General features: G+C 44.4%; 21 protein-coding genes. 11 read left to right on the top strand and 10 right to left on the bottom strand.

Annotated elements, in window-relative coordinates:
• Positions 1–701: 701 nt before the first annotated feature.
• From GWP40_RS02165 to GWP40_RS12570, 7 genes are all read left to right on the top strand, one after another.
• On the top strand, positions 702–1319 hold the full coding sequence (locus GWP40_RS02165; RefSeq protein ID WP_212565867.1) for an MptD family putative ECF transporter S component: 618 nt from the start codon (positions 702–704) through the stop codon (positions 1317–1319).
• Positions 1320–1324: 5 nt separating this feature from the next.
• Entirely contained in the window at positions 1325–1990 is a 666-nt protein-coding gene (locus GWP40_RS02170) for an energy-coupling factor transporter transmembrane component T family protein (RefSeq protein ID WP_212565868.1), read from the top strand.
• 18 nt (positions 1991–2008) lie between these two features.
• Positions 2009–3613, top strand: coding sequence for an ABC transporter ATP-binding protein (locus GWP40_RS02175; protein WP_212565869.1), 1605 nt, complete (start codon positions 2009–2011; stop codon positions 3611–3613).
• Between the two features lie 292 nt (positions 3614–3905).
• Positions 3906–4133, top strand: a complete 228-nt coding sequence (locus GWP40_RS02180) for a NifU family protein (RefSeq protein WP_212565870.1) — start codon at positions 3906–3908, stop codon at positions 4131–4133.
• Between the two features lie 254 nt (positions 4134–4387).
• Positions 4388–9043 (top strand): Ig-like domain-containing protein, encoded by a 4656-nt coding sequence (locus tag GWP40_RS02185; RefSeq protein ID WP_212565871.1) that lies wholly within the window; start codon positions 4388–4390, stop codon positions 9041–9043.
• A 169-nt stretch (positions 9044–9212) separates the two neighbouring features.
• Positions 9213–9818 (top strand): small ribosomal subunit Rsm22 family protein, encoded by a 606-nt coding sequence (locus tag GWP40_RS12565; RefSeq protein ID WP_230974543.1) that lies wholly within the window; start codon positions 9213–9215, stop codon positions 9816–9818.
• Positions 9745–10659, top strand: a complete 915-nt coding sequence (locus GWP40_RS12570) for a small ribosomal subunit Rsm22 family protein (protein WP_230974654.1) — start codon at positions 9745–9747, stop codon at positions 10657–10659. Before GWP40_RS12565 ends, GWP40_RS12570 begins: the two co-directional genes overlap by 74 nt.
• Positions 10660–10761: 102 nt before the next feature.
• On the opposite strand, the gene GWP40_RS02195 is transcribed toward GWP40_RS12570, so the two are convergent.
• Entirely contained in the window at positions 10762–12369 is a 1608-nt protein-coding gene (locus tag GWP40_RS02195; protein ID WP_212565872.1) for a phosphohexomutase domain-containing protein, read from the bottom strand.
• 107 nt (positions 12370–12476) lie between these two features.
• Between GWP40_RS02195 and GWP40_RS02200 the strand changes: the two genes are divergently transcribed.
• Positions 12477–13466, top strand: coding sequence for a M23 family metallopeptidase (locus tag GWP40_RS02200; RefSeq protein ID WP_212565873.1), 990 nt, complete (start codon positions 12477–12479; stop codon positions 13464–13466).
• 126 nt (positions 13467–13592) lie between these two features.
• Entirely contained in the window at positions 13593–14936 is a 1344-nt protein-coding gene (locus GWP40_RS02205) for an ATP-binding protein (RefSeq protein WP_212565874.1), read from the top strand.
• A gap of 111 nt (positions 14937–15047) precedes the next feature.
• Here GWP40_RS02205 and GWP40_RS13650 read toward each other — a convergent pair whose 3' ends face one another.
• The 9 genes from GWP40_RS13650 to GWP40_RS02245 all read right to left on the bottom strand — a co-directional run bounded on the left by GWP40_RS13650 (position 15048) and on the right by GWP40_RS02245 (position 22568).
• Positions 15048–15743: an MATE family efflux transporter gene (locus GWP40_RS13650; RefSeq protein ID WP_230974544.1), complete on the bottom strand. Its 696-nt coding sequence runs from the start codon at positions 15741–15743 to the stop codon at positions 15048–15050.
• Positions 15721–16392: an MATE family efflux transporter gene (locus GWP40_RS13655; RefSeq protein ID WP_230974545.1), complete on the bottom strand. Its 672-nt coding sequence runs from the start codon at positions 16390–16392 to the stop codon at positions 15721–15723. Before GWP40_RS13655 ends, GWP40_RS13650 begins: the two co-directional genes overlap by 23 nt.
• A 23-nt stretch (positions 16393–16415) precedes the next feature.
• Positions 16416–18335, bottom strand: coding sequence for a serine hydrolase domain-containing protein (locus GWP40_RS02220; protein ID WP_212565875.1), 1920 nt, complete (start codon positions 18333–18335; stop codon positions 16416–16418).
• Positions 18328–20442, bottom strand: coding sequence for an ATP-binding cassette domain-containing protein (locus GWP40_RS02225; RefSeq protein ID WP_212565876.1), 2115 nt, complete (start codon positions 20440–20442; stop codon positions 18328–18330). The genes GWP40_RS02220 and GWP40_RS02225 overlap by 8 nt, the downstream gene beginning before the upstream one ends.
• A complete protein-coding gene (locus GWP40_RS02230; protein WP_212565877.1) occupies positions 20439–21137 on the bottom strand; it encodes an energy-coupling factor transporter transmembrane component T in 699 nt (232 codons plus the stop codon). The genes GWP40_RS02225 and GWP40_RS02230 overlap by 4 nt, the downstream gene beginning before the upstream one ends.
• A 4-nt stretch (positions 21138–21141) precedes the next feature.
• Positions 21142–21246, bottom strand: coding sequence for an MptD family putative ECF transporter S component (locus GWP40_RS13230; RefSeq protein WP_414162755.1), 105 nt, complete (start codon positions 21244–21246; stop codon positions 21142–21144).
• Positions 21247–21280: 34 nt separating this feature from the next.
• Entirely contained in the window at positions 21281–21736 is a 456-nt protein-coding gene (locus GWP40_RS02235; protein WP_269140252.1) for an MptD family putative ECF transporter S component, read from the bottom strand.
• 216 nt (positions 21737–21952) lie between these two features.
• Positions 21953–22294, bottom strand: a complete 342-nt coding sequence (locus tag GWP40_RS02240) for a type II toxin-antitoxin system RelE/ParE family toxin (protein ID WP_212565878.1) — start codon at positions 22292–22294, stop codon at positions 21953–21955.
• Positions 22284–22568 carry a type II toxin-antitoxin system Phd/YefM family antitoxin gene (locus GWP40_RS02245; protein WP_212565879.1) on the bottom strand — a complete coding sequence of 95 codons (285 nt, stop codon included), beginning with the start codon at positions 22566–22568 and terminating at the stop codon, positions 22284–22286. Before GWP40_RS02245 ends, GWP40_RS02240 begins: the two co-directional genes overlap by 11 nt.
• Before the next feature lie 396 nt (positions 22569–22964).
• On the opposite strand from GWP40_RS02245, the gene GWP40_RS02250 reads away from it, so the two are divergent.
• Together GWP40_RS02250 and GWP40_RS02255 are read left to right on the top strand one after the other, a co-directional pair.
• Positions 22965–23138 carry a hypothetical protein gene (locus GWP40_RS02250; protein WP_212565880.1) on the top strand — a complete coding sequence of 58 codons (174 nt, stop codon included), beginning with the start codon at positions 22965–22967 and terminating at the stop codon, positions 23136–23138.
• A gap of 220 nt (positions 23139–23358) precedes the next feature.
• Positions 23359–26193: an Eco57I restriction-modification methylase domain-containing protein gene (locus GWP40_RS02255; RefSeq protein WP_212565881.1), complete on the top strand. Its 2835-nt coding sequence runs from the start codon at positions 23359–23361 to the stop codon at positions 26191–26193.
• The last annotated feature ends 36 nt before the right edge of the window (positions 26194–26229 follow it).

The following is a 26229-nucleotide window of genomic DNA, read 5'->3' on the forward strand; positions in this document are numbered from 1 at the left end:
CGTTTGTATCATTTCAGCAGTGTTTCTCCTCACGTCGAAAACTGCATTTGACTTCTTTCGGCAGCAAAAAAGGCTATCGCTGCAATCCCTAACGCAACGTCAAAAATGTACATCCTTGTACATTTTTGACTGCGAGTTTTGCCTTACGTCAAAACATCGCGTCTGTCTAATACCGGCGGCATCCGTGCCGCTTTTGAAAATCCTCGACGTATCAAAACTGCCAAGGATGGCAGTGGTTTCAAACGGAATCGAGTTCGCACTGCGAACTCGCAGACAAAGAATGTACACGGATGTTCATTCTTTGTCGTGCCTGCGGGTGTTTTTTGTGCACTCCTAGCATCTGTACCATCTATTTCAAAAGGCTAACGGAAGGTCTATCCTCAAGCCTCTCTTCTGTGCGAAATTTTGCATAAAATTTCGCACATTTTTCCATCAAAGGGGTAAACGCATCAGGCAGAATAGATATAAATCGCGGAAAAATTGAGACTGTGAGACCATTTGAACCGCAAAGAGGTTCAACTCTGGTCGAATAGTCTCAATCTTTCTGCGGGGATATTAAAAAAACAGCCTGATGCGTTTGCCTGGCCAATTTTCACGGCTTTTCGGATAGGTTTTGACTGAATGGAGTGGAAAACAGCTGTTCATTGCCGCTATAGTATTCTCTTGAGTTAGCAGATGTTAACTCAAGAGGAGGAACTAATATGGAAGTAAAAACAGACGGTTCAGCACGGCTGCGGTTAAAGGATATTATCACACTTTCGATTTTTAATATCGCGATGCTGGTGATTATGGTTATCGTTAAGATGGTGATGACAATAGCGGCAACGCCCGCACTCGATTACCTTTTTTACGTCGGCGTGATGGCTTTTTTCTGCGCACCGCTCTACATTGTTATGTCAAACAAAACGGCGAAACACGGAACATTCCTTGTAACGGCAATTTTTTGCGGATTGATGATGGCTGCATTCGGCTCGGCATGGTTTTCTGCAGTGATGCTTGTAGTAGGTCTCATCTGCGAGCTTTTGATGCTTGGTAATAATACCTACAAAAATCCGGTGCGGAACGGTATCGGCTATGTGGTATATTGGACGCTGTACGCATGGGGCAGTTCAATTCCGCTGTTCTTTTTTAAGGAGCGGTATTTGAAGAGCTTAGGAGATTCATATACCGAAGAAGGGAAACAGGTGTTGATTCGTTTTTACGGTTCGCTCGATATGATGCTGCTTATCGGTTTGATTTCGGCGGCGCTTGCGGCCGCAGGATTTTGGATCGGTATGCTGTTTTTCAAAAAACATATTAAAAAAGCAAAGTTAGCGTAAAGTCAGTGCGGAATCTCGACCCTCGAACACACCTTGTTGTTATGCTGTGCGCCACGTCTGTTTGGTTTTTCTACGAGCGGATTGGACAAATGCATTGCCTGTGCCTGCTGGCAGGCTGTTATCTGCTGCAGGTGAAGGAGGGGCGGACGGCAGGGCGTTTGTGCTTTTTCTATACTATTCTCCAAGTACTTGCCCGGATCTGTGCGCCGCATACAGCGCTGCTCTATGTGATCCTGCATACCCTTGCCCGATCAATTCCGCTCGTGATGTTCGCTGCCGCCATTGTAAAAAGCAATCCGAGCAGGCTGATGGCAAGCTGGCAAAGCCTGCATATTCCTAAGTCCGTGACGATTATGCTCTGCATGATGATGCGCTTTTTTCCGGTACTGCGAAAAGAGATGGCATCGATTCGAGAGGGAATCAAAGCACGGAGCTTGTTTCCGCATTGGCATGATTATGTCCGTCATCCGGTTGTTGTGTATGAAAGTTTTTTTGTTCCGTTTACCGTTCGCTGTTTAAAGCTGTCGGCAGAATTGGGTGCAACGGCGGAACTGCGCGGTTTGGACGCTCCTCAAAAACGAAGCAGCATGTATGCCGCTCCGCTGTCTGTCTACAACTACCTTACGGTTGGACTATACGGTACCGCAATGGTTCTCATTGTCATTGTGTAAAATACGGTTGCGATGTCTATGATTACGTTTTGTGATGTATCGTTTTGTTATGGGGAAGCGGAGCTTGCGGCAGGGAATCGGCAGGATGCTTGCATTGAGGGAATGTCCTTTGATATACGGGACGGGGAATGCGTTATTTTGTGCGGAAGATCAGGGGCGGGGAAAAGTACTGTGTTGAGGCTGATCAACGGTTTAGCTCCGGCATTTTACGAGGGAACACTGCATGGTTCGGTGCTGGTTGCCGGGAGAGAACCTGCGTCTATGCCGCCTGAGCAGCGAGTGCAAACATTCGGGGTTGTGTTTCAAGACCCGCGCAGTCAATTTTTTATGAACAGTGTGCAGGATGAAATTGCGTTTTCCGCAGAAAATATCGGCATGGAGCCGATGTACGTGGAAGAAAAGGTACGAGAAGCGGCTGTACTTCTTAACATAGAGCCGCTGTTATGCCGAACCGTTGATACCCTATCGGCAGGGCAAAAACAACGGGTAGCGATTGCAGCAGCGCTCATTTTATCGCCTCAAATCCTGATTTTGGATGAGCCTATTTCCAATTTGGATTCGGATGGTATTGAAATTCTTACCGGTCTTTTGGCGGAGATTAAAAAGCGGGGAACAACGATTATCATCAGTGAGCACCGGCTGCACACATTTTTAGGAATTGCAGACTCATTTTTGCATATCGAAAACGGCAGGGCTGCACACCGGTGGACAGCAGATGAGTTTTGCCGTTTGCAGGAAGGTGAGCTACGGCAATTCGGATTTCGCTATCCCGGTATGGCGGAGTTATCTTTGCGAACAAATCACATTCGTACAACGGAAGCGATAGGACAACCTGAAAGCGCCGCACTAAAAGAAACACCGAAAAGAGCCGCAGCAGTAGAAACGTCAACACCGGATCCGGCTGTAAAATTACCGGAAGCGGCAAAAATAGAGCCGGATGTATCGCGAGCTGCTTTATGTGTGTCGAATGTAACGTATTTATACCGGAATGGACGGTATACGGAATGTCACGGCGAAGACGGTTCCGGACGGGCAATGGAATGCGGTATACGGAATATCAGCCTTACGTTTCCGCAAGGCAGCGTTACTGCTCTAACCGGAGAAAACGGCGCCGGTAAAACTACCTTGTGCAAGGTACTGTGCGGACTGTTGCGGCAGCAGAGCGGCAGTATTACCCTGCATGGACAGAAGCTCTCGTGTGCACAGCGGCGGCGTATGAGTTATTTTGTGATGCAGGATGCCGATTATCAGCTGTACTCCGACAGCGTCATCAATGAGCTGCTACTGGGGAGGGGAGCTTCGCAAGATGTGAAAGAGCGCGCGGAAGAAGCGCTTGAGCTATTCCGCTTGCAGGCGGTACGGAACCGGCATCCTGCATCGCTATCCGGCGGAGAAAAGCAGCGGGTGGTAATTGCCGCGGCGTATTGCTCGGAAGCACAGCTCTTTGTGTTCGATGAGCCGACCAGCGGCATGGGCGGCGAAGGGCTTTTGAGTATGGCACAGTGGGTTGATGCTCTTGCACAGGCGGGGAAAACCGTTGTCATTATCACCCATGATGAGCTGCTGAGTGAAATGGCTTGTGATTATAGGATAAGGGTGAAGGCTGCCATAGCTATTTCTTAAGGATCGCCCGCGCAGCTTTTACGACAGGGTGCTTCTCATATTAACTGCACTGTTGATAATTACGGCGATAGAATAAAATGTCATGGTGTTGATGCCCTATACTTCTATCTTGTCTATAGTATAAAATCCGCTTAATCTGTAACTATTGCTGCTAGATACGGTTGATAGCGTATCAGAGTTCTTTTAACAATCGGATGTTTTAAAGATGTTTACTCTATAAAGATTTCTAGTATATAATATGCTAATATATAATATGATAAGCGCATTCTGCGAGCGCAACAAAGGAGAAAATATGACTACAGTCGAACAAATTCAGGAAGCTTTAGGCGTTATTCGCCCCCATTTGCAGGCGGACGGCGGTGATGTTGAGTTCGTCTCATTATCTGATGACGGCATTGTTTCCGTCCGGTTAAAGGGAGCATGTGGTTCCTGCCCGATGGCTTTGATGACATTAAAATCCGGAATCGAAGCTCAATTAAAAGAATCCTATCCTGATGTAAAAAAAGTTGTCTCCATTTAATGGGAACCTCTAAGAAACTAACCGAGTTTTTAGAGATGCTCAAATATTTTTGCATTGTCCCGGTCTTGATATACTCAAGTTTTCGGTATATTGTATCGATACCCTAGGAGGGTGTTCTTATCATACTGCCCTTCTTCTTAATCTAAAATACTATAAAGTTGTAGCGTGCCGGTACTTTCTACAGGTTTGCCGGAAAAAGCTTCCGTATTATGCGAGAGCCTATTTATTTTATAATTTTATAATAAGGAGCTTCTATGAAAAAGCTACTACTGTGTCTCTGTATGTGTCTCTCTATGGCCGCATTTTTGTCTGCAGGCGGTAAAGTAGAAACCCGTACTGTTGAAAATCCCGAAAGCTGGGACGAATCTTTTGATCTCACTGAAAAAAAGCCGGGTAAGTATAATGTACTTGTTACGGCTGAAGATTCGGCGGGTAATATCGGAGAGTCAGGACCCTTTAATATATATATTGATCCCCGCTCCGATCAGCCGGTTGTGTCTATTACAAACCCCTTCAAAAATATGAATATCACGGGTACTTTTAGTGCCTCCGGGACATGTTTTGATGATGACGGTATTGATTTTATCGAAGTAGCGTTGGATGACAATGAGCCTATTCGTGCAAAAGGCAAGCAGTTTTGGACTCAAACTTTTAATACAGCCGATTTGCAAGAAGGTGTACACCGTATTACTGCATGGGGTACCGACATTAACGGATTAAAGAGCGATGGTGTTTCGGTTGCGTTTAACTTGAATTTGCATACGCCTGAAACTCTCATAACAAGTATGGATGACGGCGCTTTAATTTCCGGTAAACAGGTATTAGGAGGAATCGTACGAGATGGAAACGGCGTGAGTAAGCTGTTTTATTCGTTTGACGCAGGGCAGACCTATACACCGCTTTCTCTTAAATATGATAAAAAAGCGGACGGCTTTTCCTTTAAACTTGACATTGATACACAGAAAATGCCTGAGGGTCCGACCGTATGTTGGTTTAAGGCTATTGATAAATTAGGAGCCGAAGGGATTTCTACGTTCTTATTCTTTATCGATAATACGCCTCCCGTGGTTGATTTCTTTTATCCTGCCCCCTCAGAAATAGTGAGCAGCGTTTTTGGAATAGCAGGATTTGCAAACGATTCGGTAAATCTCAAGTCTTTGTCATGGCGAATGGGAAACCAAACAGGGGATTTTGAACTGGTTAAAGGGAATCCTTATTGGGTCAAAGAATTTGATGTGAGCGGTCTTTCAAATAAAACCGAGACAATTGAAATTACCGCCGAAGATATTGCCGGTAATATTACGAAGGTAATGCGGACAATTACTATTGATAAATCGGCGGATGCTCCGCGTCTTACAATAGTACAGCCGGTTGCCAATGCCGTTATCGATAATAGTATGTATCTTGCAGGTTCAATTGAAAGCGCTTCCGGTGTTTCCGAGATACGCTATAGAATTGATCGAGGTGAGGAAATCACCGTGCCTGTCAACATGAGCGCTTTCGGTGTGCCTATTACCGATATAACGAGCGGGACGCATACGGTTTCGGCTTATGCCGTTAATCCGCAAGGTGTAAAAGGTAATACCGAAACCGTATCTTTCTCGGTACTAGGTACCAAGCCCATTATCGGACTTGAGGGTTCCTCCGGTGTTGTACAGTCGGTAGCGCCTAATAGCCGGACTTCTGTTACAATAAATGTCAGTGCAGGGGCGGGACTCGATTCTGTTTCGTATGCTATCGCGGATAATGCTGAAAGTTCCGTTTCTATTAAGAAAGGGGCTGCAAATACGCTTATCCGTATTCCGATTGATTCTTCATTCACCGGCAAGGTGGTACCTGTTGCGGTACAAGCTTCCGATGTATATGGCAGAGCGATTGCTCAAACTATTTTAATAGACTCTCAAGCAACGGCGGAAGAAGAAGCTTTTACATGGGCGGAAGGGAATAAATCTTCTGATGGAACTTTTATTTTATCTGATAACAATATTCTAACGGGTGTGTATCGCCCCGCAGGTGGGGCGGAAATTGCTTCCGTCGAATTAGCCGGTTCTACGATACCTTGCGAGTTATCTTTTTCAGGTCATATCATTACTCTCGCAATCACTGAAGAAGGACTATATAAAAATGTACGAATTACTGTTACCGATACGGAAGGTCGTACCTTTACCTCTTCAGGTATTAATGTTCTGATTGACAAAACTGCTCCGGTTATTAACCTTGCGCTTGCCGAAGAACCGCGATTTATAAAGGAATCGCTGGAATTAGCCGGTACAATTTCCGATATTTCCACATTACAGTCGATAACATACACGGTCGGCGATTCCGAAGCCCAACCGCTTCCTTCCGCTAAGTTCTCTCAGCAAATTGCGCTGGGAAATTATCCTGACGGAGTTATCGTCGTGGGCGTACATGCAGTCGATGTGCTTGGACAGAAAAGCTCTGCGTATCGAACCTTCTATAAAAACGCACAGGGACCGAAGGTGTCGCTTATCCTCCCTCGTGAAGGAGATAAGGTGAACGGTTCTATTTTGGTGGCCTTTAAACCGGATAATTATGCTGTGCTTGAAAAAGTCGAGTATAAACCGGAAGGTTCCAACCAGCCATGGGAGCCGATGGAAATTTCTCCGCTTCCCCATAGAATCATCGGTACGGCATCCGCACCGATCGGTAAAGGAATGCTATTCCGATTTACAGATAAAGCGGGGAATGTCTCGACATATAATGACTATCCTTTTGAAATAGACACTGAGGCGGATAAGCCGATTATTGAAGTCCACTTGCCGGAAGAAGATGCTGTTGTGGTAAAAGATTTTGTTCTTTCCGGCATTATAAATGATGATGACGGCGTTTCAAAAGTCTTTTATCAGATTGACAACGGTGCAATAAAATCTCTTGAAGTAAAGAATACCTTTACGGTTCCGCTTGCTTTAACCGATTTCACGGATAATGAACACACTATTTCGATCTATGCCGAAGATATTTACGGCGTTAAGAGCAATGTATTTAAGCGGAAGGTTCGGTTTTCTCTTGAGCCTCCGTCACTTGCGGTTCAATCACCTGCAAGTACATCCGTAGTAAAAGATATTATTTCTATCAAAGGAACTGCAGCCGATAAAAACGGCATCAAGTCAATTGAGGTGTCGCTTGACAATGGGAATACGTATTCTAAGGCAGAAGGAGGCGAAAACTGGCACTACGATTTTAATACCGCTGTGATTGCCGATGGTACTCATGTAGTGTTCATAAAAGCTATAGACCAGTACGGCGAAGAATCTCGAACCTCTACTTTGGTAAACATTGATAATACGGCGCCGGAACTCAAGTTTGAATACCCAATCCCGGGCGGAAAGTACGATAATGACCTTTTTGTGTCAGGGCAGGTATATGACGAAATCGCTTTAAAAGAAGTCGTTGTTCATATCAAAGGATTACAAGGGCAATCGGTACCGGCAAAGCTTGCAAATACGGTACTGGAGCCGAAGCTTGTCGTCTCCCAAAATATCAATGTTGCAGATCTTCCTGAAGGATCTTATAACCTCGAAATTGTCGGTTCGGATGAAGCAGGAAATGTCACCAATATTGCCCGCAACTTTGTTATTGATCGCAGTAATGATAAAGGAAAGATCGAACTTCTCGCTCCGCTTATGGGAGAAACATTGGTAGGCGAGTTTAATATATATGGAAAGATCTCCAGTACGATTTTCCCTGAATCCGCTACTTTATATATCGATGGTGCGGAACGCGATACTGCCACTATTTCTCCGACCGGTTATTTTAATTTTAGAATAACGCCTGAAGGTATGACCGAAGGAGAGCATAAAATATCAGTTAAAGCGGAAATCGTAAAAAATAAACCGGAAACTTCTGCCGTACATTCGATAGTTTATAAGGCTACCGGTCCGTGGATTACGATTGATAATTTTGCGATGGGTGATTTTGCCGTTGATCGGCCGTATTTGAAAGGCAAGGCAGGATACACTCTTTCCGAAGAAGAGGAGCTGTTACTCAAGGATAAATCTACGGCAGTCGGTGTTCGCGAAGCGCTTGCTGCAAAAAAATTAGTTGCAGTAGAGCTTAGTTTTAATAATGGTAGAACATTTATCCCCCTCGGTTCGAAAGCTAACTGGAAATATCGGCTTGAAACCGGAGATATGGCAGAAGGTGAACATTTCTTGCTCGTGCGTGCCCGAATGGCGAATAATGAAACTGCTGTTTGCCGTATGGTTGTAAGTATTGATAAGACTGCTCCTGTTGTTACCTTGCTTACTCCGGATGAAGGCGGAACGTATAATCAATCTTTGACGTATGCAGGATTAGCAACCGATAATGTTGCAGTTACTAACGTTGCTTTATCTTTACGAAAGGGTGATAAGTACCTTTATGGCATACCAAAGGTCGTACAAGGATTGCATTTTGATGTCGGGTTCTGGGGCGCTACATTGTGGAACACCGGAGTTGGGTTAAGCTTCTTCGGCAGCAATGTGAAATTACAACTTCATTACGGGCAATTCTTGCCATCGCAATGGGATCTATTCTTTAAGGGCAAAAAGATGCGGTACGGTGGCCATGTCGTCAGTATGAAGATTCTTGCAAACGTATTTGAACTGCCTTTTGAATCTTTTGCAGGACCTGATTGGGCGTGGTTATATATGACCGGCGCTTTAGGGGCAGACTTTTCAGTGTTTACTAAAACACAGAAAGGGACAGCGCAAGTTCTTGCAGCTATGCTTGCGCAGATAGAGTTCCCCCGTGTTAAATTGCCTAAAAAGAAAGTCAAGTATTTTAGAAGCTTTGCTGTGTATACGGAAGGTCAGCTTTGGTTTATCCCAACTGATGTCAGCGGTTCAGCCTCAGTAATAAAGAGTGTGCTTCCGCGTATATCGGTCGGTCTCCGCCTTGATGTGTTCTAAAGAAAATGCAGCGCCTTTGGCGCTGCATTTTCTATTTTAAAAGAGGTTTAGCGAGGGTTTAATACCCGCCATTCCGGCAACGCTCTGTATCAGGATTGTTGATTCCAGTATAAAAGTGCCGCCGTTTGCAAAACAAGCTTATTTCTTCTATACTATAACAACAATGAGTATGCAAAAACCGTTCTACGAAAAATTCGTTAAAAAGCAATCTTCATCTCGTACACAAGATAAAGCCAATCAGATTCAGACAGAAGAAAATCGCCGGAATCAGCAATCAAAAGAAAAAACACAATATCAGCAACCTTCCAGACGGAATTCTAACCGAAAAAATGAGCAACATCGCAAAAAGCAAAGCGGTACGCCTTATATCTTCGGAAAGCCGGTTTTTTCCGAACTGACATCAGAAGCAAAAAATATCTTAGAGCATTTTCCTATGTTGTTGGATCAGGTTTTGTCGCTTGATGCAAAAAAGAAACAACTGTTACCGCAGCACATTCATACGCTCTTCCATGAGCTGACGGACGAACGAAGCAGTAGAAAGACGCACTATTTAAATGATCCGGTAAAGCTGTCGGCATACGCGCACTATTATGTCTGGTGGAATTTAGTGCGGCTTACGAAGCTTCTGCAGAATCTTGATATCCGGCTTGATGATCGCGATTATGTGGCAGACTTTGGTTCGGGGCCGCTTACTTTTGTCTGTGCTTTATGGATTGCAAAACCGGAGCTGCGGAAAAAAACGGCTGACATGGTATTGCGTGGATATTTCCAATAAAGCGCTCAGCTTCGGTGAAGAGCTTTTTTTAGCGCTCTGTGCATACACCGGTAAAACAAACGGCAACGGAGAAAGTCCGTGGACGATTAAAAAAGTGTGCGGAGCATTCGGTACGGTATTATCCGAAAAAGTATCGCTGGTAACGGAAGCAAATATGTTCAATGAGATATTTTGGAATACCCCGCTTTCCCTTGATGAGCAAGCCGAAAAAACGCACCGTACTGTTATGCATTATCTCAAGCCCTTCGGTTCGGTTCTTTTTATTGAACCGGGGATACCGCTTGCCGGTGAATTTTTGAGCCTGTTACGGACGCAGTTTTTAGAGTCCGGTTTTTCTCTATCTGCACCGTGTCCTCATCAGGGGACATGCTGTTTTCCAAATCGAGTTCTGCAAACCGGAACAGCAAAAACTCCGATAGCTTTTCATAAATGGTGTCATTTTACTTTTGAAACGCACGATTCACCTGAAAATCTTCTCCGTCTTTCAGACGCTTCACATTTGGGAAAAGAGCGGGCGAGTTTAAGCTTTTTATACGGCACACGGAAAGAAACGCACCATACTGACAGCAAAAGCGCAGATACGGCAAGGAGCACAGCGGCTGCCGCGGATACAACCGGTATACCGGTGCGTATATGTTCGGATATCATCAAGCCGGATCCGCAGACTATCGGCAGATATGTCTGTTCGGAAAAAGGCTTTATGTTTATTACCGGTCATGCGTACAAAGAATCTGTGTTAAACACTGCCGTATCGGGAACGCTGCTTATCCTGCCGGAAGAGTCGGTGAGGCTTCATCAGCGGGATAAAAAAACGCATGCGCTTTTGGTAGAGATACCATAAAAGCGGAGAGAAACAATTAGGTCGAAATTGCCATGGACACCATCATGGTTGACGCATCTACCGTTTCGTTTCCCTGTGCATTTATCCTTCGCTGTCCTTTACTTACTCCAGGGCGCTTATATCAAGCCGGTCAAAACCTTCCAGTAATGTGCGGGCGATAGCTTTCAACTTTGCAAGATCACCTTTTCGGGTGCTTTCGATGTTCAGCGGCATAACGGGGTCGTGCAGGGATAAACGGAGCAGCATCCAGCCTTGTGCTTCGGCGTTTTTAAATGAAATACGCACCCCTTCATACGACTGCGGCAGTTCAAAGCCTGCTTTTTCGGTGCGCTCTTTAAATGCTTGTAGGATTGACGTGCCGTATTCTTTAAAATCCTCGCCGCGTATCTTAAAGCGCAATTCCGTTTCTTCTACCATCGGCGGGAGCTTTTCAATCAGGCTTTCGATATTTTTCCCTGCGTGCTTTGCGTTCGCAAGCGCCGTTACCAGCTTTACGGCAAGAAACGCGCCGTCATCGAGGTAGTAATTGTCTTTCAGCGCGCCGTGTCCGGACGTTTCCATCGCCAGCGGGCTGATAATGCCCTGCTCGTTCAATTCGCGGCATTTGTTGATTACGTTTTTGTAGCCGCGCATATATCGCAGATGGGTAAGCCCCAGCTCCTGCTCAAGGAAGAAGGTGAGCCGGTCGGAAGTTACCGAATCGGTAACGATGGTACTGTGCGGATAGTCGGGTGCAAGGATTACCGCCGTCATTGCGATAATTGCATCGCGATTGACTTCCGTTCCGTCGGACAGCACTGCCGACATACGGTCAACATCCGTGTCGAAAATCAGACCTAAATCGGAATGGCTTTGCACGGTAGCGGTTTTAGCCGCTTCCATCGCCGCCTTGTTTTCGGGATTGGGAATATGATTGGGGAATGTGCCGTCCGGTTCAAGGAAGCGGCTGCCGCTGGTATCGGCGCCAAGCGCTTTTAATACCTGCTCCGCGAAAAAGCCGCCGGCTCCGTTCCCGGCATCGACCGCGATTTTTAAGTTTGCAAGCGGCTTTTCGGCATGGAAGTTCAAGCCTTTCCGGATGGCATCTTGCAGGTGTTTTGAGTATCGTGCAATTAAATCGAATGACCGGCATCTCGCTGCATCGGTGTCTCCGATATGAGTAGGTCGCATACCTACATTGGTATCTTGTTTGTCGGCACGCTGCTGTGCGGCGGTATCAGGCGGAATGGCATTATTGTGCTGTGCTGTAGCATCATGCTGTGCGGCAGCGCTGCGTAAAATTTCCGTGATGTCGGCGCGTTCAAGCCCGCCGGATTTATCGAAGAACTTAAAACCATTCCGGTTAAACGGCAGGTGGCTTGCGGTAATCATAATTGAGCCGTCAAAGTTTGTTTCTTCAAAGACCGTTCCCATAAACATTGCCGGTGTGGTAGCAAGCGAGCAGCACACGATACTAACCCGCTGCGCCGCAAGCCCTTCGACGAGCGCATTTTCAAGCGCTTCGCCGGACAGCCGGGAGTCCCTGCCGATACCGATTACCAGCGTATCCGTGCTGCGTCCCGTTTTGGCAGAAAGCCAGAGCGCAAACGCCGCGCCGATGTTCCGGCAGACTTCATTTGTCAGGTTAACCTGTTCGCCGTCAACGCCTTCCAGCGCAACGCCGCGGATATCGCTGCCATTTTGCAGTTTCAAAAAATCATGTTCGTTCATAGTACTTTTATTATACCGAAAAAATACGCTTATAGTAAGGAACTATGCGCGATATTGCTTGATATATAAAACTGCGATACCATCAGAAAGTGAATAGGAACATAAACATGAATAGAAGATTTTTTTTGCGTTTTATTATTTGCTTCGTTTGTATTATTTTGTACGCTGCTGCACAGGTATTTGCGGTTGAGATGATACATTTTCAGGAACAAACGTATAGCGGCTCCGTAACCTATAATGAAACGGCTCAGCCGGGAGACGCAGTATTTGTACGGCTTTCGCTGAAGTTTACCGGTGCTGTGCGCAAGGAAACTTTGAAAAATCCTGCTGCTGTTTTGCAGCTCTTTAAGGGAAAAGAGCAGGCTGCTTCCGCGCAGTTCTTCTTTACAAATCCCCAAAATCGCAGTGCGAAAACGGCGGATATGCTTGCGGGTATTCCGCTTTCGACATGGCTTTCCGGTGAGGAGACGTATTCACTTAAAGTGATTATTTCAACTGAGAATGCACAGAAAAAAGAAATAATGCTACCCTTCAGTATTCAGAAAAAACAATTTGTTTCCGAGCGTATTGTGCTTGATGCAAGAAATACGGGGATTAGAAAAGATGCGAGTCCGGAGCGCCGTGCACAAATTGAAAAACTTAATGCGATTCTTGCAACGATTACACCTCAGGATGTGTACACCCTGAAGCCGTTTACGATTCCGGTAGATTCAAAACGGATAACGTCCGGTTTTGGGGATCGTCGTGTCTTTGAATACACTGACAAAAAGACAAGCACTTCGATGCATTACGGAATAGATTATGGTGTGCCGACGGGAACTCCCGTTCATTCCTGTGCCGAGGGAAAGGTTGTACTGGCGGATGACCGTATTTCTACCGGCTGGAGTGTTGTGGTAGAGCATTTGCCCGGACTGTACAGTCTCTATTACCATCTGGATTCGCTCGGTGTACATGAAGGTCAATACGTCAAACAGGGGGAACGGATCGGGCTTTCCGGTGCAACGGGACTTGCAACAGGGCCGCATCTGCACTGGGAGATACGCTTAAATATGGAAGCGGTAAATCCCGAATTCTTTTTGAAAGAGTTTAGTTTTTAGAGGGAAGGGGGGCATCCTCATCTATTACCAAAAAATGAAGGAGCTTGCAAAAAAACAAAATAATGGGTATATTTCTATTAGAAATTATTCATAGACTTTGAAAAATTCGTAATAGGAATAAGAAAAATGGCTTTTAAGCGGAATGTGTATCTAGATCGTCTCAAAGCGAGAGAGAAAAATGGGCTTATAAAAATCATCACAGGAAGCCGCCGTGCCGGAAAATCCTATTTACTGAACGAGATTTTTTATTCGTATCTTAGAGATAAAGGAATACGAGAAAATCAGATTATAAAATTTGCCTTTGATTCGGATGAATATCTTGATTTCCTCGATTCATATTTTCCGGAAGAATCGTCACGTATTTTGCAGAAAAATGGAACGTATCTTGTAAACGCAAAAAAGTTTAGAGCTTTCATAAAAGATAAAACAAGCGATGAAGCAGATTTTTATCTTCTTCTTGATGAAGTGCAGCTGCTTGAAAATTTTGTAGGAACTTTAAACAGCCTCTTGAGACATTCCAATTTTGATGTGTATGTAACCGGTTCAAATTCGAAATTTCTTTCCTCTGATATTGTTACGGAATTTAAAGGACGTGGAAGTGAAGTTCATATTTTGCCCTTAAGCTTTTCTGAATATTGCGAAGGTTTAAAATTAAAGCCCGAAGAAGCGTGGAAATCATATATTGTAACAGGCGGAATTCCTCTTGTGGCATTGATGAAGACTGATGAGGAGCGTTTTTCGTATCTAAAAAATCTTTGCGAAGAAACCTACTTAAAAGACATCATCGAACACAATAGAATCAGAAAGCAGTCAGAGCTTGCTGAAACTTTTGATATAATTGCTTCTATGATTGGCTCTCCTGTAAATTCCTTAAAACTTGCAAACACTTTTAAGACACTCACAAAAAAAGATATTACCGACTGTACAATTACGACCTTTATTGATTATTTTGAAGACGCATTTTTAATTTCGAAGATAAAAAAATTTAACATCAAGGGGAAAAAGTACATATCTTCGCCATTCAAAATTTATTTTGAAGACATTGGCGTTCGTAATGCTCGTCTTAACTTCCGTCAGATTGAAGAAAGTCATATTATGGAAAATATTTTGTACAATGAACTTCGCTACCGTGGATTTTTAGTCGATGTTGGAGAGGTGCATGTAAACGAGAAGACAGAAAAACGTGATGTAAATGGAAAAAATATTTACGCACAAAAACAGCTTGAAGTTGATTTTGTTGCAAGTTCAGGAAGTCAAAAATTTTACATTCAGTCGGTGTTGAATATGGACACAAGTGAAAAAGAAATGCAGGAAAAAAAATCTCTTTATAATATTGACGATTCATTTAAGAAATTTGTAATAACCAAAAATAATTTGAATTCTTCAACCGATGAAAAAGGAATTGTTACGATTAATTTGTTTGATTTTCTAATGGGAGGCGGACTCTCCGTCTCGAATAAGCTCGGCTGATAGTGCTTATACGTTTTACTTTCGACGGCGTAGCTGGTGCTGATGAGTTTTTTTAATCCGAATGCTGCAAAGTTCTGTGCAAAGAATTTGGTAAAATTGCTCCATTCCGGATCAAATCCTTTCCAGTACTTTGTATTCCTTTATAAGCAAAACGAGCGAAAATACCAAAATGACGATGTCGTTTAAGGGGAGCGCTGCCCACACGCCGACGACGTTTCCGCCCAGCAATACGGGAACTAAAAGTACCAAGGGAACGATAAGTGCAAGCTGTCTGAACACGACGAGTAAGCCCGCCTGCTTTGCTTTTCCCAACGATTGCAAATACGTGAGGGTCATAATAAGAAGACCGTAGGTAGGAAAAACGGCAAACATAAGACGGAAGTTCGTTATTCCTTTAGCGACGATATCGGCTTGCGTAATAAATGCCGACAAAATCCCGCGCGCAAAGCATTCTATAACAAGCCAAAATACAAGCGATAAACACGTAGAGCCTGCAATAAAAACGTTTGTCAGTTTTTTTACGCGGTCATAATTTTTTGCCCCGTAGTTCGTTCCGACGGCGGGCTGTAAACCTTGGCTCATACCCCACACGGGCACAAAGGCAAGCTGCATAACGCGCAAAGCGGCTCCCATTAAAGCGATTTGATCGGCGCCGCCGTATTTAACCGCCGTGTTGTATACGACAGTCATTTGAATGAGCATCATCACTTGCATGAGCATGGCGCTTACACCGACGGCAAAGGTTTCTCCGGTGAGCTTTTTTTCAAGGCGGAGGGCGTGAAATTTAACGACCGGACTTTTGCGCAAAAAAGTACCACAGGGTAACGGCGGCTTGCAGCAGTTGCGACACAACCGTAGCGATTGCAACCGCTTGCGGTCCGAATCCGGGCAGCAAGATGATAAAAACCGGATCGAGTATGATATTCAAAACGGCACCGCCTGCCATAATGCCCATAGCAATTCCCATGCGTCCTTCGGCACGCAGCACCATATTGGCGCCTTGCATAAAATTGACAAACACGGAACCGATATACACCGTACGTAAATACGAAACGCCCATATCAAGGACGGCACCTTGCGCTCCGGACAAACGCAAAAATACGGGGGCAAGCGGAAAGCCGGCTACCATAACACAGGCGGACATTAAAAGTACTAAAACGCTTAAGTTGCCCATAATTTTATCGACCGTTTGCCAATCTTTAGCGCCGATTGCACGCGACAGTATGGAACCCGATCCGATACCGAGCAACACCGCAATGCCGTTGTTAATCAGCACAAAGGGGGACGCTGCAGAAACCGCGCTCATTGCATCCGTTCCCACCATTTGTCCGACGTAAATCGAATCGACAAAGGCATATAAGCCGACTACAAACTGTCCCAAAATTGCCGGAAGACTTAACTTAATCATTAAGCTCCACGGATTTTTGTTTAATAATTCTTCTCTTACCTCACTCATACATACCCCTTTGTAGATAAAAATTACACGGCATGAAAAAAGCCCAAACAAACCGACGAGTACAGCTGTACCGCACAGACGGCGGAAAACATCACTGCCGCAGCGAAACGCTTTTTATAAAACAAATACACGCAGCTGCACACTGTGCACAGTGCGCATGCGGCATTTATCGCAACTATGAGATTCATCTGAACCGAATCTATCGTATAAATTGCAAACCAATTGCGCATTCCCGCAATTATGCTCACATCCGCAATTAAGCCGCATGCGGTGCATAGAACTTTTGGCAGCCGGTCGAAGCCGGCACGTATAGTAGGTGCGGCTTTAATCGTCTGGCGCAGCGAGCGAATGCCCGACACTGCAAGAGCTATACCGGATCCAAGCCAAAATACAAAGGCTAGTACAAAAGTTGTTACACACGACAGCAAAAAACCGGTGGTATACATTCCTTTTGCCGGAACATAATCGTGCGCAAGAAAAAAAGTCATGGAAAGGACATTTCCGTTTTCGGTTTTAAAAGCGACGTATTGTTCTTCCGGCAGCGCTTCTTTGCAATAAAAGCGGTTGTTTCCGATTGACCGATACGCGAGGCTTTTACCGTCGCTTCTTTTTTTCAGTACAATACCGTCCGTATTTTGTTGTATGGAAATCATTTGCATATAACCGTTCAGTTTTCCCGCGTGAGTCCATATGGAACGCGCCGGAAAATATTCGCCCGAAAACCGTGCAAAGTCCGCCGTATCGGTACCGGCAGCGGCATTTGTGCCGGCATTTCCATTTGTATTTGCGCTCGTTTCCTTGCCGGCTTGCGTCCGATCGCTTTGAATAAGTTCATTCATAAGACTGCGGCAAAAATCGGATTCCATAACATTCGTTGCAATGAGGATTGCGCGCTCCCGCTCCGGCTGAACCCACAGCTGGGTTTGAAAACCGTAAGTTCCGCCCTCGTGCCCGAATATGCCGTTGTCTGCCGCATGCTCCCAAAAGCCGTGCGCAAGCCCCGAAGCGGCTCCGAAAGAACGGTATGTTTCGCCGAACAGCTTGTCCTTCGTCGCAGGATCCGAAAATAAAAGCGAAGGCTCGCCGCTTTTTTTTGCCAATTCGGATGCGTATTTTATGAGCGCGTTCGGCGTTCCGTTTAATGAACCTGCGGGGTACAGCCGCAAGCGCATAAAATCTTCTTTGCGAAATCCTTTTTTCGAATACGAGTACCCGTTTATTTTTCTTTTGAGCGTTTCGGCGCTCCACTGCGGTTTTAACTCTGCGTCTTGTATGCCGAGCGGCGTAAAGATGTGTTCGGAAACGTACTCGTCAAAACTTTGACCGCTTACCCGTTCTACGATAAAACCCGCAAGTGCCGCGCCCCAGTTTGAGTACGCCGACACGCTTCCCGGCTCAAACACTTGCGCCGGCTGATGTGCGGACAATATGTCGGCGAGCGGCTTTACCGGCTGTTCGTTCAAATAACGAAAATCGATTAAATATTCTTCAAAACCTGCCGTATGGTTCATTAAGTCGAGTATGGTAATGGACGCATCGTATCGTATGTTGCGCAAAAAGTTCTCGGGAAGATAGCGCTGTATGTCCGCGTTAAGGTCAAGCAAGCCTTTTTCTTCAAGTTGCAGTGCGCTTACCCATACGAGCGTTTTGGTAATGGAACCCCACTCAAAAAAATCGGTATCGGGCCGTATGCGCTGTTGTGTGTCGAGGTTTGCGTATCCGTAGCATTTTGAAAAAACGGCAGTACCGTGTTCGGCGATAATAATGCATGCTCCCGGAACGCTCTTTCCAACATAGGATGCAGCTACGCCGTCGACGATGCTTTCGTATCCGCTTTTTACCGGTTGTACATCTTGCGCGGCGGCACAGAGGCAAAGAAAAAATACTGCTGCACGACATAAACGGCGGAAAACATCACTAAGCGACCGTAACGTTTTATACATGATTTCCCGCCTTTTTGCCCTTGTCTTTGCCGCGTTTGTTTTCGATGTGTGCATTTTTGGTACGTTTATTGTAAAAAACAAAATCGCAAATATCATCGCCGTTGCCGATAGTGCGCGTGCGCGCCCAGCGTATTGTCGGAATGCTTCCGTATACGACATCGTCGCTTTCGCAAAAAATCGCGGTCAGTTCGCTTACTTTGTGCTGCGTAAAAATATCGGCATAAAAGCAGCGACTGCAATCCCATTTGAGCGCGCGGCGGTCGTTTTGTTTCCATGTAAAATCCCAGCCGCTCGGACCGAAAGTCGTTTTTAACGATAGGGGAGTCATAAGACGCATAAGCGAAAACCCGAACGGCAGTGTACCGATTTTTTGAAACGCTCTTTTTTGTTTTTCCGAATCCGACAGCACGGAAGCGCGCACGGCTTCAAACGCTTGCTCTTTTGTTTTTCCGGCTGCAAGGAGCATTTTGTATGCGGCGACGGCAGGCAGTATTGATTTTTTTAAGTGGCGCGCCAGCATTGCGTTTGCAAAAGATTGTTCGCTTAAAAGGTGTTTATATTCGCTTTCCATACGCAGTACAAGCGCTGCGTTTTTCTCCGCCGATTTGTTCGACAGCGTATCAACCAGACTTTTCATTTGGGTGCCGTACAGCAATAATTTTTGTTTTTGCATTTTCGCTCCTTGTCCGGTTTTATTGATATAATCAATATTCATCACGCGCGTGCAGGCTGTTTCTATGAGTTCATAATCGTGGGTAATAACGATTACTAATTTATTTTGCCGTGCAAGTTCTTTAAGCAAACGGGCAACTTGGTGCATACTGTGTAAATCCAAACCGCTGGTAGGCTCGTCAAAGACAAGTAATTGTTTGCCGCAAATCATACTGACCGCCACCGCAAGCCGTTGGCGCTGTCCGCCTGATAAAGCAAGCGGGTGTCTGTCTTTGTATTCATTTAACCCCATAGCGCGCAGTGCATGTTCTATTTGTGCTGCATTCGCTTCTTTGATTCCGAGCGAGCATTCGGCTTGTACGCTGTCGGTAAAAAGTTGATGTCCGACATCCTGCATAACCATATACGAAATATTCTTTCGCTCCCGGTTGTTCAAACGGCGAGCGTTTAACCTTACCGTACCGCAAGATTTTTGAAGTCCGCACAGCACTCGTGCCAGCGTCGTTTTCCCCGACCCGTTTTTACCGGTAATTGCAAGGATTTCTCCTGCACGAACTTCAAACGAAACGCCGTTAAGGATTGTGTGTTTTCCGATTTGCACCGACAGGTTTTCCGCTGTTAAAACGGTTGAGCCGTCCGTTCCGCCAGCCATTTCGCAACGCATATTACACTCTTGGCTGGATTCCGGTACAATGCATGTGCGTGTCCGCAAACCGAACTCGCTGTACGGCTTCTCTGCAAGATCGTTAAATTCGCGTGCGCTCAAATCTTTTTCAATCCTGCCGTTTTTCATAAAAAGCACCCTGTCGATAATATCCGTTACATACCACAGCCGGTGCTCGGATACGATAACCGTCAATCCCCCATTTTTTGCTTTTTTTAAAAGACGCGCCAACTCCAATATGGAGTGATAATCCAAATTGGATGACGGCTCGTCTAACACCAGTACTTTCGGAAAAGCGGCATACGCAGATGCAAAAGCGATTTTTTGTTTTTCGCCGCCGGACAGTTCAAAAATATTTTTACAGCGCAAGCGCTGCAAATTCAACTCGGCGGTTACGGCTTCCAAGCGTTCCAAAATGTCGTTTACGGGCATCCCTCGATTTTCCATACCGAATACGATTTCGCTGTCGGTGTCCGCATTAAAAAACTGCGTGCGCGGATTTTGGAACACCGATCCGACCGTATCCGATATATCCGCTATGGGTGTGGCGGACGTTTCCCTGCCGGCAACGCGGACGCTTCCCGAAAGATTGCCTGAAAAAAAATGCGGTATAAGTCCGTTTATAAGCCTTGTTATTGTCGTTTTGCCGCACCCGCTTGCACCGCACACAAGGACGAATTGTCCTTCCGGTATTGCAAACGAAATATCGTGCACGGCGCCCGTTCCGTTTTCGGTATATGAAAATGAAACCGAATTGAATTCCACCATCATACCGGCAGTACCCCATTTGAGCGTAAAAACAACAGCACAATACCGGCGTAAACCGCCAGCACAAGCACATCGAAAACGGAAAACCGCACGGTTTCGATACACGTTCTGCGCTGCACGTGATCGATACCCCTCGTGACAGCAGCTTGTGTAATTTCATCGGAAATTTTTGAAGCGGAAACCAACATCGGTACGTAAATGTATTCCATCGTCTTTATCGGCCGGCGCAGTACGGCCGGAAAAGACGTCGACAATCCGCGAAGCGCCATCGCTTCTTTTATAAACGTCCACTCTTCCTTCATCGTCGGAAAGTATCTGAGCGTAATGCTCAAGGCAACGGCAAAACCTTTGGGAATATGCATTTTATACAGAGCCGCCATAAAGCGGCTTACCTGCGTTGTTGCAATCAAAAAATTCCCAAGCATAAGGCAGGGAATGAGTTTTCTGATGTATACCGAAAACACATAGACAATACTTCCCGCCGTCGCCGACATAAGCGGCACCAACATGTACTGCAGCGCAACAAGAGCACTGAACAAAAGTCCGTAGGAAAATGCAATTTTCAGCCGTTTTGCCGTACACAGCAAAACAAACGGAAAAACCGCAAACAAACATTCAATGAACAGATTGTCGTTCAAAAATACCGTTATGCCGGTAATCGCCAAAATAAACAATTTTGTTCTCGGATCGAGTTTCATACAACTACACAATACCCGCTTTTTCAAAATGCTTGCGCAAAATGCGTTTGCCGATTAAACCGCCGAGGATGGCGCACAGCAGTGTAATTGCAATCATTGCCGGAAGCACCCATACGCTCGTACCGATTGTGTGAATGATTTGCTCAAAGGCGGCTGTGTTCCCTCTTTTTTTTCATAAAAGCGTCAAATTGTGCGGGAAGCAGCGCCATGGGAACGTATGCGCCGAAGGGAGCAAGCGCCATTATGCAATATGCGGTAAGATTTTTTTTAAACGACTGAAAATGCCCCGACGCGCAAATACAGTCGGCCGCAATACCGAACAGCACAAAAAAAAGGCTCATCATCCAAAACATACCGGTGATAAAAAGCAAAATGCCGCCGATAACACCGAGGCAGGTTAATGCGCCGCGCTTCGGAATTTTTGCAACATAGAGCATAAAGACGGTACCCGTAAACAGCGCAATACATGCAGGCATTAAAGGAAACGTGAGCGGCGTCATCTGCGCTATGCCGCCGACAACAAAAGCGACAACCGAATAAATCAGCGAAAAAATTCCTATCGAAATAAAGTCTTTTGTTTGTAATTTTTTTTGTTCCATTGCCGCCCCCTTTCCTGTTTTTAGTATTTTATATCACTGATATATATCAGTGGTATATATTAAACGGAAAAGTTTGTCAAGGACGAACGTTTGGAACAAGGCTAATGGTTCCATACCGATAGAATATTCACCTGCAAGCTGAATTGTAACGTCCCCGTTATGCTTTTTTTTGATTCGTGTACGAAACTGCGGTACCATAAGGATGTTAAGCGGCGGTTAGCTGTTGTTTCCATAATAACGAGACAATTTTGAAATGATTATATCTTCAAAATTTCTTCGACCATCAATAATTGTATGAACTATTACTTTGTCTTCCGAAATTTCATACACAATTCTATAGTACCCTTGAATTAATTCTCTATATTGTGAAATGCCCTGCCGATCCAATTCAGGAACTATTCTTCCTCGCTTCGGATACTGCTGTAAAGACAATACATTTGTTTCAAATTCTGAAACGATATTCTCTACATAATTTGGATTTAAAGAAAAATAATACTCGACAATTTCACTCAAATCATCTTCTGCAAATTGAGAAACAATAACTTCTTTAATTTCCAAGCTTGTACTGCCTTCTCAAATTTGCAAAAACTTCCGAAGCCGGTTTAGTTTTTCCGGCTTTTACATCCTTTTCAGAAAGTTGCATTATTTTCACCAAAGTAAATGCATTCTTCATTTCCTGATACGATTCAACATCAATCAAAACTGCCCGTGATTCCCCATTTTGTGTAATGATAAGCGGTTCTTTTCTGTCATTCACAAAATTCATCATATCAGCGGCATTTGTCTTTATGTATGAAATCGGTTTTATACATTCCTGAACATTTGTGCTCATACAAGCCTCCAGTCTTTTTATATTGCCATATTTAGACTGATGTTTCAAGGAGGAGCGGGGGCGCTTGAACCGTCGGAAACAGAATCCGGAAAACTCGGGGTTTGCTGGAAGATTGTCAAGTTTCAGAAAAGAAATTTTAATGGCATCCTTTTTTAGATTCATTCTTTTTGAGTATATTAGACCTATTCGATAACTGCGTTTTCGAATAGGTCGACGAGTTCTAAATCGCACAAATAGTACGATTTAGAACATCGCATTTCAAGGTAACCTGTTTATGAAACGGAAGATTCCGAACAGGTTTATTAATCAAGTTTTACTGTATCGTTTTTACAAACTCGTCCGAGTGTGTTATAATGTGTGGCATATTCAAATACGAAAGCGAAGGATGGGTAAACGATGTCTATTAAGGCAAAAGACATGACGATGGCGGAACGCAAGGAACGTGTGGCGCAGCTGGTAAATCAATTTAAGGCGAATGAGGCGTTTTATCTTTCCAAGAATTTTGTTGAAAGCGAAGTACGCAATAAGTTTATCGATCCGCTGCTTGAATGTCTGAAATGGGATGTTTAACTTCGGCTGCTAATATAGCGCATCCGAAGTTAAACGTCGAGTTTTACTTACGTAAAACATCGCAAAATTAATTATGCTTTTTCACTGCGTTGTAAAAGCATAACAATTCAGCAGCCTCGAAATTTGAAAATTTCTTCGTTGCCGAATTGATAAGGATGTCAAAAACGAGAAAGGAGCGCGGCATGACCGGCAAGAGGTTATTACCGAAGACCGCGTAGTGATGGACGGGCAGGTGAAGCATCCTGACTATACGCTTTGTTACGGCGGCGAGCGGAAGATGTATGTGGAAGCAAAGCAGCCGAGTGTTGACCTTAGAACAAATCCCGAACCGGCGCTGCAGGTGCGGCGGTATGCCTATACCTCAAAGATGCCGATTGCGGTGCTGACGGACTTTCAGGAATTGGCGATTTATGATACGCGAATTAAGCCGTCGGAAAAAGACACGGCTGCCACTGCCCGCATTGACTATCTGACTTACGATCAGCTCTCTGAAAAATTTGAATCGCTGTATGATAAAATCAGTTGGGATGCCGTCGATCTTGGTAAGTTCGATACCTATTACGAAGGGACGAAGGATAAGCGGGGAACGGCGACCGTCGATGATGATATTTTGAATATGATCGAAAAATGGCGGATGGTGCTTGCCGAAGATATTGCGCTGCATAATGACGGAATCGATGCATTCAATTTGACAGGTGCTGTGCAGAAAATTATTGACCGGCTGCTTTTCTTACGGATTTGTGAAGATAAAGAAATTGAAGAAGGTAATCAGCTTAAAAAAATCGCGGAGCAAAAAACGGCTATTTATAAAAATGTACAGCGGCTTTTTGAAAATGCGAATGCTAAATTCAATGCAGGGTTGTTTGCTTCCGACCAATGGCTTGACGAACTTGCTGTTGCGGATAGAACGCTTATCAGTATTATCAATGCGCTCTATTATCCTGAATGTCAGTATGAGTTCAGCGTGCTGCCGGTTGAAATACTCGGTTCCATTTATGAACGCTTTTTGGGAAAGATTATCCGCTTTACGCGCAAAACAAAGAACGGGCACAGCATAGAAATTCTTGAAAAGCCGGAAGTACAAAAAGCAGGGGGTGTGTATTATACGCCGCCTTATATCGTTAAATACATTGTTGAAAACACAATCGGTAAAAAGCTTGCAGGCAAAACACCTGATGAGGTAAGCCGTTTGCGTTTTGTTGATCCTGCATGCGGTTCGGGGAGTTTTCTTGTTGGGGCGTATCAGTATTTGCTGGACTGGCACTTGGATTGGTATTATGCGGAAGCGCGGCGGGAGCAGGCGGAGAAGAAGGGGCTTATTTACAAGGATGCAGCAACAAAGGAGTATAAGCTGAGTGTCGAAGAGAAAAAACGCATCTTGCTGAACAATATCTACGGTGTGGATATCGACGCACAGGCGGTGGAGGTAACAAAGCTTTCGCTCTTTTTGAAGCTTTTGGAAAATGAAGGCAAGGCTCTTTCTCCAGGGGGGCAGTCTACACTATTCAAACCGAGCGAAATACAGAAACACAAAAAAATTTTACCGGATATGTCACACAATATTAAATGCGGGAACAGCCTTATCGGAACGGATTACTACACGGGCAAGGATTTAACACTGTTCGGCATCGAGGAACAACGCAAGGTGAACGCCTTTGACTGGGATGCTCAGTTCCCGGGCATATTTGCAGACGGTGGTTTTGATTGCGTGATTGGGAATCCGCCGTATTTGAGAGTGCAGGGACTTCGTGAAAATTATGAAGAGGAAGCAAAATTCTACGAAAAGGAATATAAGGCAGCAACGGGGCGATTTGATTTTTACATTCTTTTCATTGAAAAAGGATTTAATTTGTTGAATAAAGATGGTATACAGTCTTTTATTCTTCCTCATAAATTTATCAATAGTGATTTTGGAACCGGTATAAGACAATTTATTTATGATAATCGTGCTCTAAAGAGCATTGTTCACTTTGAATCGCATCTCGTGTTTAATGCCGCTTCTGTGTATACCTGTATTATTGCGCTTTCACATAATAATGATACATTTAGGTTTATTAAGACTAAACCTGAAAAGATAGCTGAAGAATTACATTTTGATGTTTTACCGTTGGATGTCTTGAAAGACAGTGCCCCTTGGCAGTTAGCATCTTCAGTTGATAATGCCCTTATCGATAAACTGAGATTGCAAAAGTTCACCGTTAAGGATATTTTTCATGGTATATTTCAAGGAATTGTAAGCGGTGATAATAAAGCATTTTATCTCTCCGATTGTAGATTAGACGAGCAATATATTACTGGTTATAATTCTATAACTGAAACATATATTCAAATCGAGAAAAGTGTTTGCATGCCTATTCTTACGGGTAAAACTATTAATAGATATAGCTTTATAAATAAAAAGGAGTATATGATTTATCCTTATCATAGTGCGAATGGGAAAACTATTTTCTATACAGAAAATGAAATGAAAACGAATTTTCCAAAATGCTATGAATATTTCAAATCAATAAAAGCACGTCTTTCAAAACGAGGAACTGCCTCTATGAAGTATCCGATATGGTACGCTTTATGGAATGCAAGAAATATGCATATATTGTCCAGTAAAAAAATACTGACACCCGATATTTGCTTTGGAACTTCAATGTGTTTTGATTCAGAAGGTAAATATTACTACAACGATACTTCGTATGGCTTAATTCTTAATGATAGCAATGATGATAGATATTATGCTTATCTTGCGATATTGAACTCAAAGGTAACATGGTATTTTCTACAAAAGACAGGTGCTTCACTACGTGGCGGTTATTTCCGATTTAAAACAAAATATCTTGAACCTTTCCCTCTACCGGAATTGAATACAGAACACATCGAAATGCTTACACGGCTTGCAAAATCTATGCTTGATGCACAGGAACAACTGAACAGTGCAATATCCGATTCTGATAAAAAATTCTTGCAGCAGCGGGTTGACATTTTAGATAAGCAGATAAATACTGTTGTATATGGGCTGTATGGGTTGACGGCTGATGAAGTGAAGGTTGTGGAGGGGGAGTAGGTGATTACTAAAATTTTAATTTAACATGGTAGCATA

Source organism: Treponema vincentii (assembly GCF_018336815.1).
Taxonomy (GTDB): Bacteria; Spirochaetota; Spirochaetia; order Treponematales; family Treponemataceae; genus Treponema.

What these genes read in the sequence shown, in the direction of transcription:
- GWP40_RS02165 (WP_212565867.1), top strand. Translation starts at nt 702, where the DNA reads ATGGAAGTAAAAACAGACGGTTCAGCACGGCTGCGGTTAAAGGATATT.
- GWP40_RS02175 (WP_212565869.1), top strand. Translation starts at nt 2,009, where the DNA reads ATGATTACGTTTTGTGATGTATCGTTTTGTTATGGGGAAGCGGAGCTT.
- GWP40_RS02180 (WP_212565870.1), top strand. Translation starts at nt 3,906, where the DNA reads ATGACTACAGTCGAACAAATTCAGGAAGCTTTAGGCGTTATTCGCCCC.
- GWP40_RS02185 (WP_212565871.1), top strand. Translation starts at nt 4,388, where the DNA reads ATGAAAAAGCTACTACTGTGTCTCTGTATGTGTCTCTCTATGGCCGCA.
- GWP40_RS12565 (WP_230974543.1), top strand. Translation starts at nt 9,213, where the DNA reads ATGCAAAAACCGTTCTACGAAAAATTCGTTAAAAAGCAATCTTCATCT.
- GWP40_RS02195 (WP_212565872.1), bottom strand. Translation starts at nt 12,369, where the DNA reads ATGAACGAACATGATTTTTTGAAACTGCAAAATGGCAGCGATATCCGC.
- GWP40_RS02200 (WP_212565873.1), top strand. Translation starts at nt 12,477, where the DNA reads ATGAATAGAAGATTTTTTTTGCGTTTTATTATTTGCTTCGTTTGTATT.
- GWP40_RS02205 (WP_212565874.1), top strand. Translation starts at nt 13,593, where the DNA reads ATGGCTTTTAAGCGGAATGTGTATCTAGATCGTCTCAAAGCGAGAGAG.
- GWP40_RS13655 (WP_230974545.1), bottom strand. Translation starts at nt 16,392, where the DNA reads ATGAGTGAGGTAAGAGAAGAATTATTAAACAAAAATCCGTGGAGCTTA.
- GWP40_RS02220 (WP_212565875.1), bottom strand. Translation starts at nt 18,335, where the DNA reads ATGTATAAAACGTTACGGTCGCTTAGTGATGTTTTCCGCCGTTTATGT.
- GWP40_RS02225 (WP_212565876.1), bottom strand. Translation starts at nt 20,442, where the DNA reads ATGATGGTGGAATTCAATTCGGTTTCATTTTCATATACCGAAAACGGA.
- GWP40_RS02230 (WP_212565877.1), bottom strand. Translation starts at nt 21,137, where the DNA reads ATGAAACTCGATCCGAGAACAAAATTGTTTATTTTGGCGATTACCGGC.
- GWP40_RS02235 (WP_269140252.1), bottom strand. Translation starts at nt 21,736, where the DNA reads ATGGAACAAAAAAAATTACAAACAAAAGACTTTATTTCGATAGGAATT.
- GWP40_RS02245 (WP_212565879.1), bottom strand. Translation starts at nt 22,568, where the DNA reads ATGAGCACAAATGTTCAGGAATGTATAAAACCGATTTCATACATAAAG.
- GWP40_RS02250 (WP_212565880.1), top strand. Translation starts at nt 22,965, where the DNA reads ATGTCTATTAAGGCAAAAGACATGACGATGGCGGAACGCAAGGAACGT.
- GWP40_RS02255 (WP_212565881.1), top strand. Translation starts at nt 23,359, where the DNA reads ATGGACGGGCAGGTGAAGCATCCTGACTATACGCTTTGTTACGGCGGC.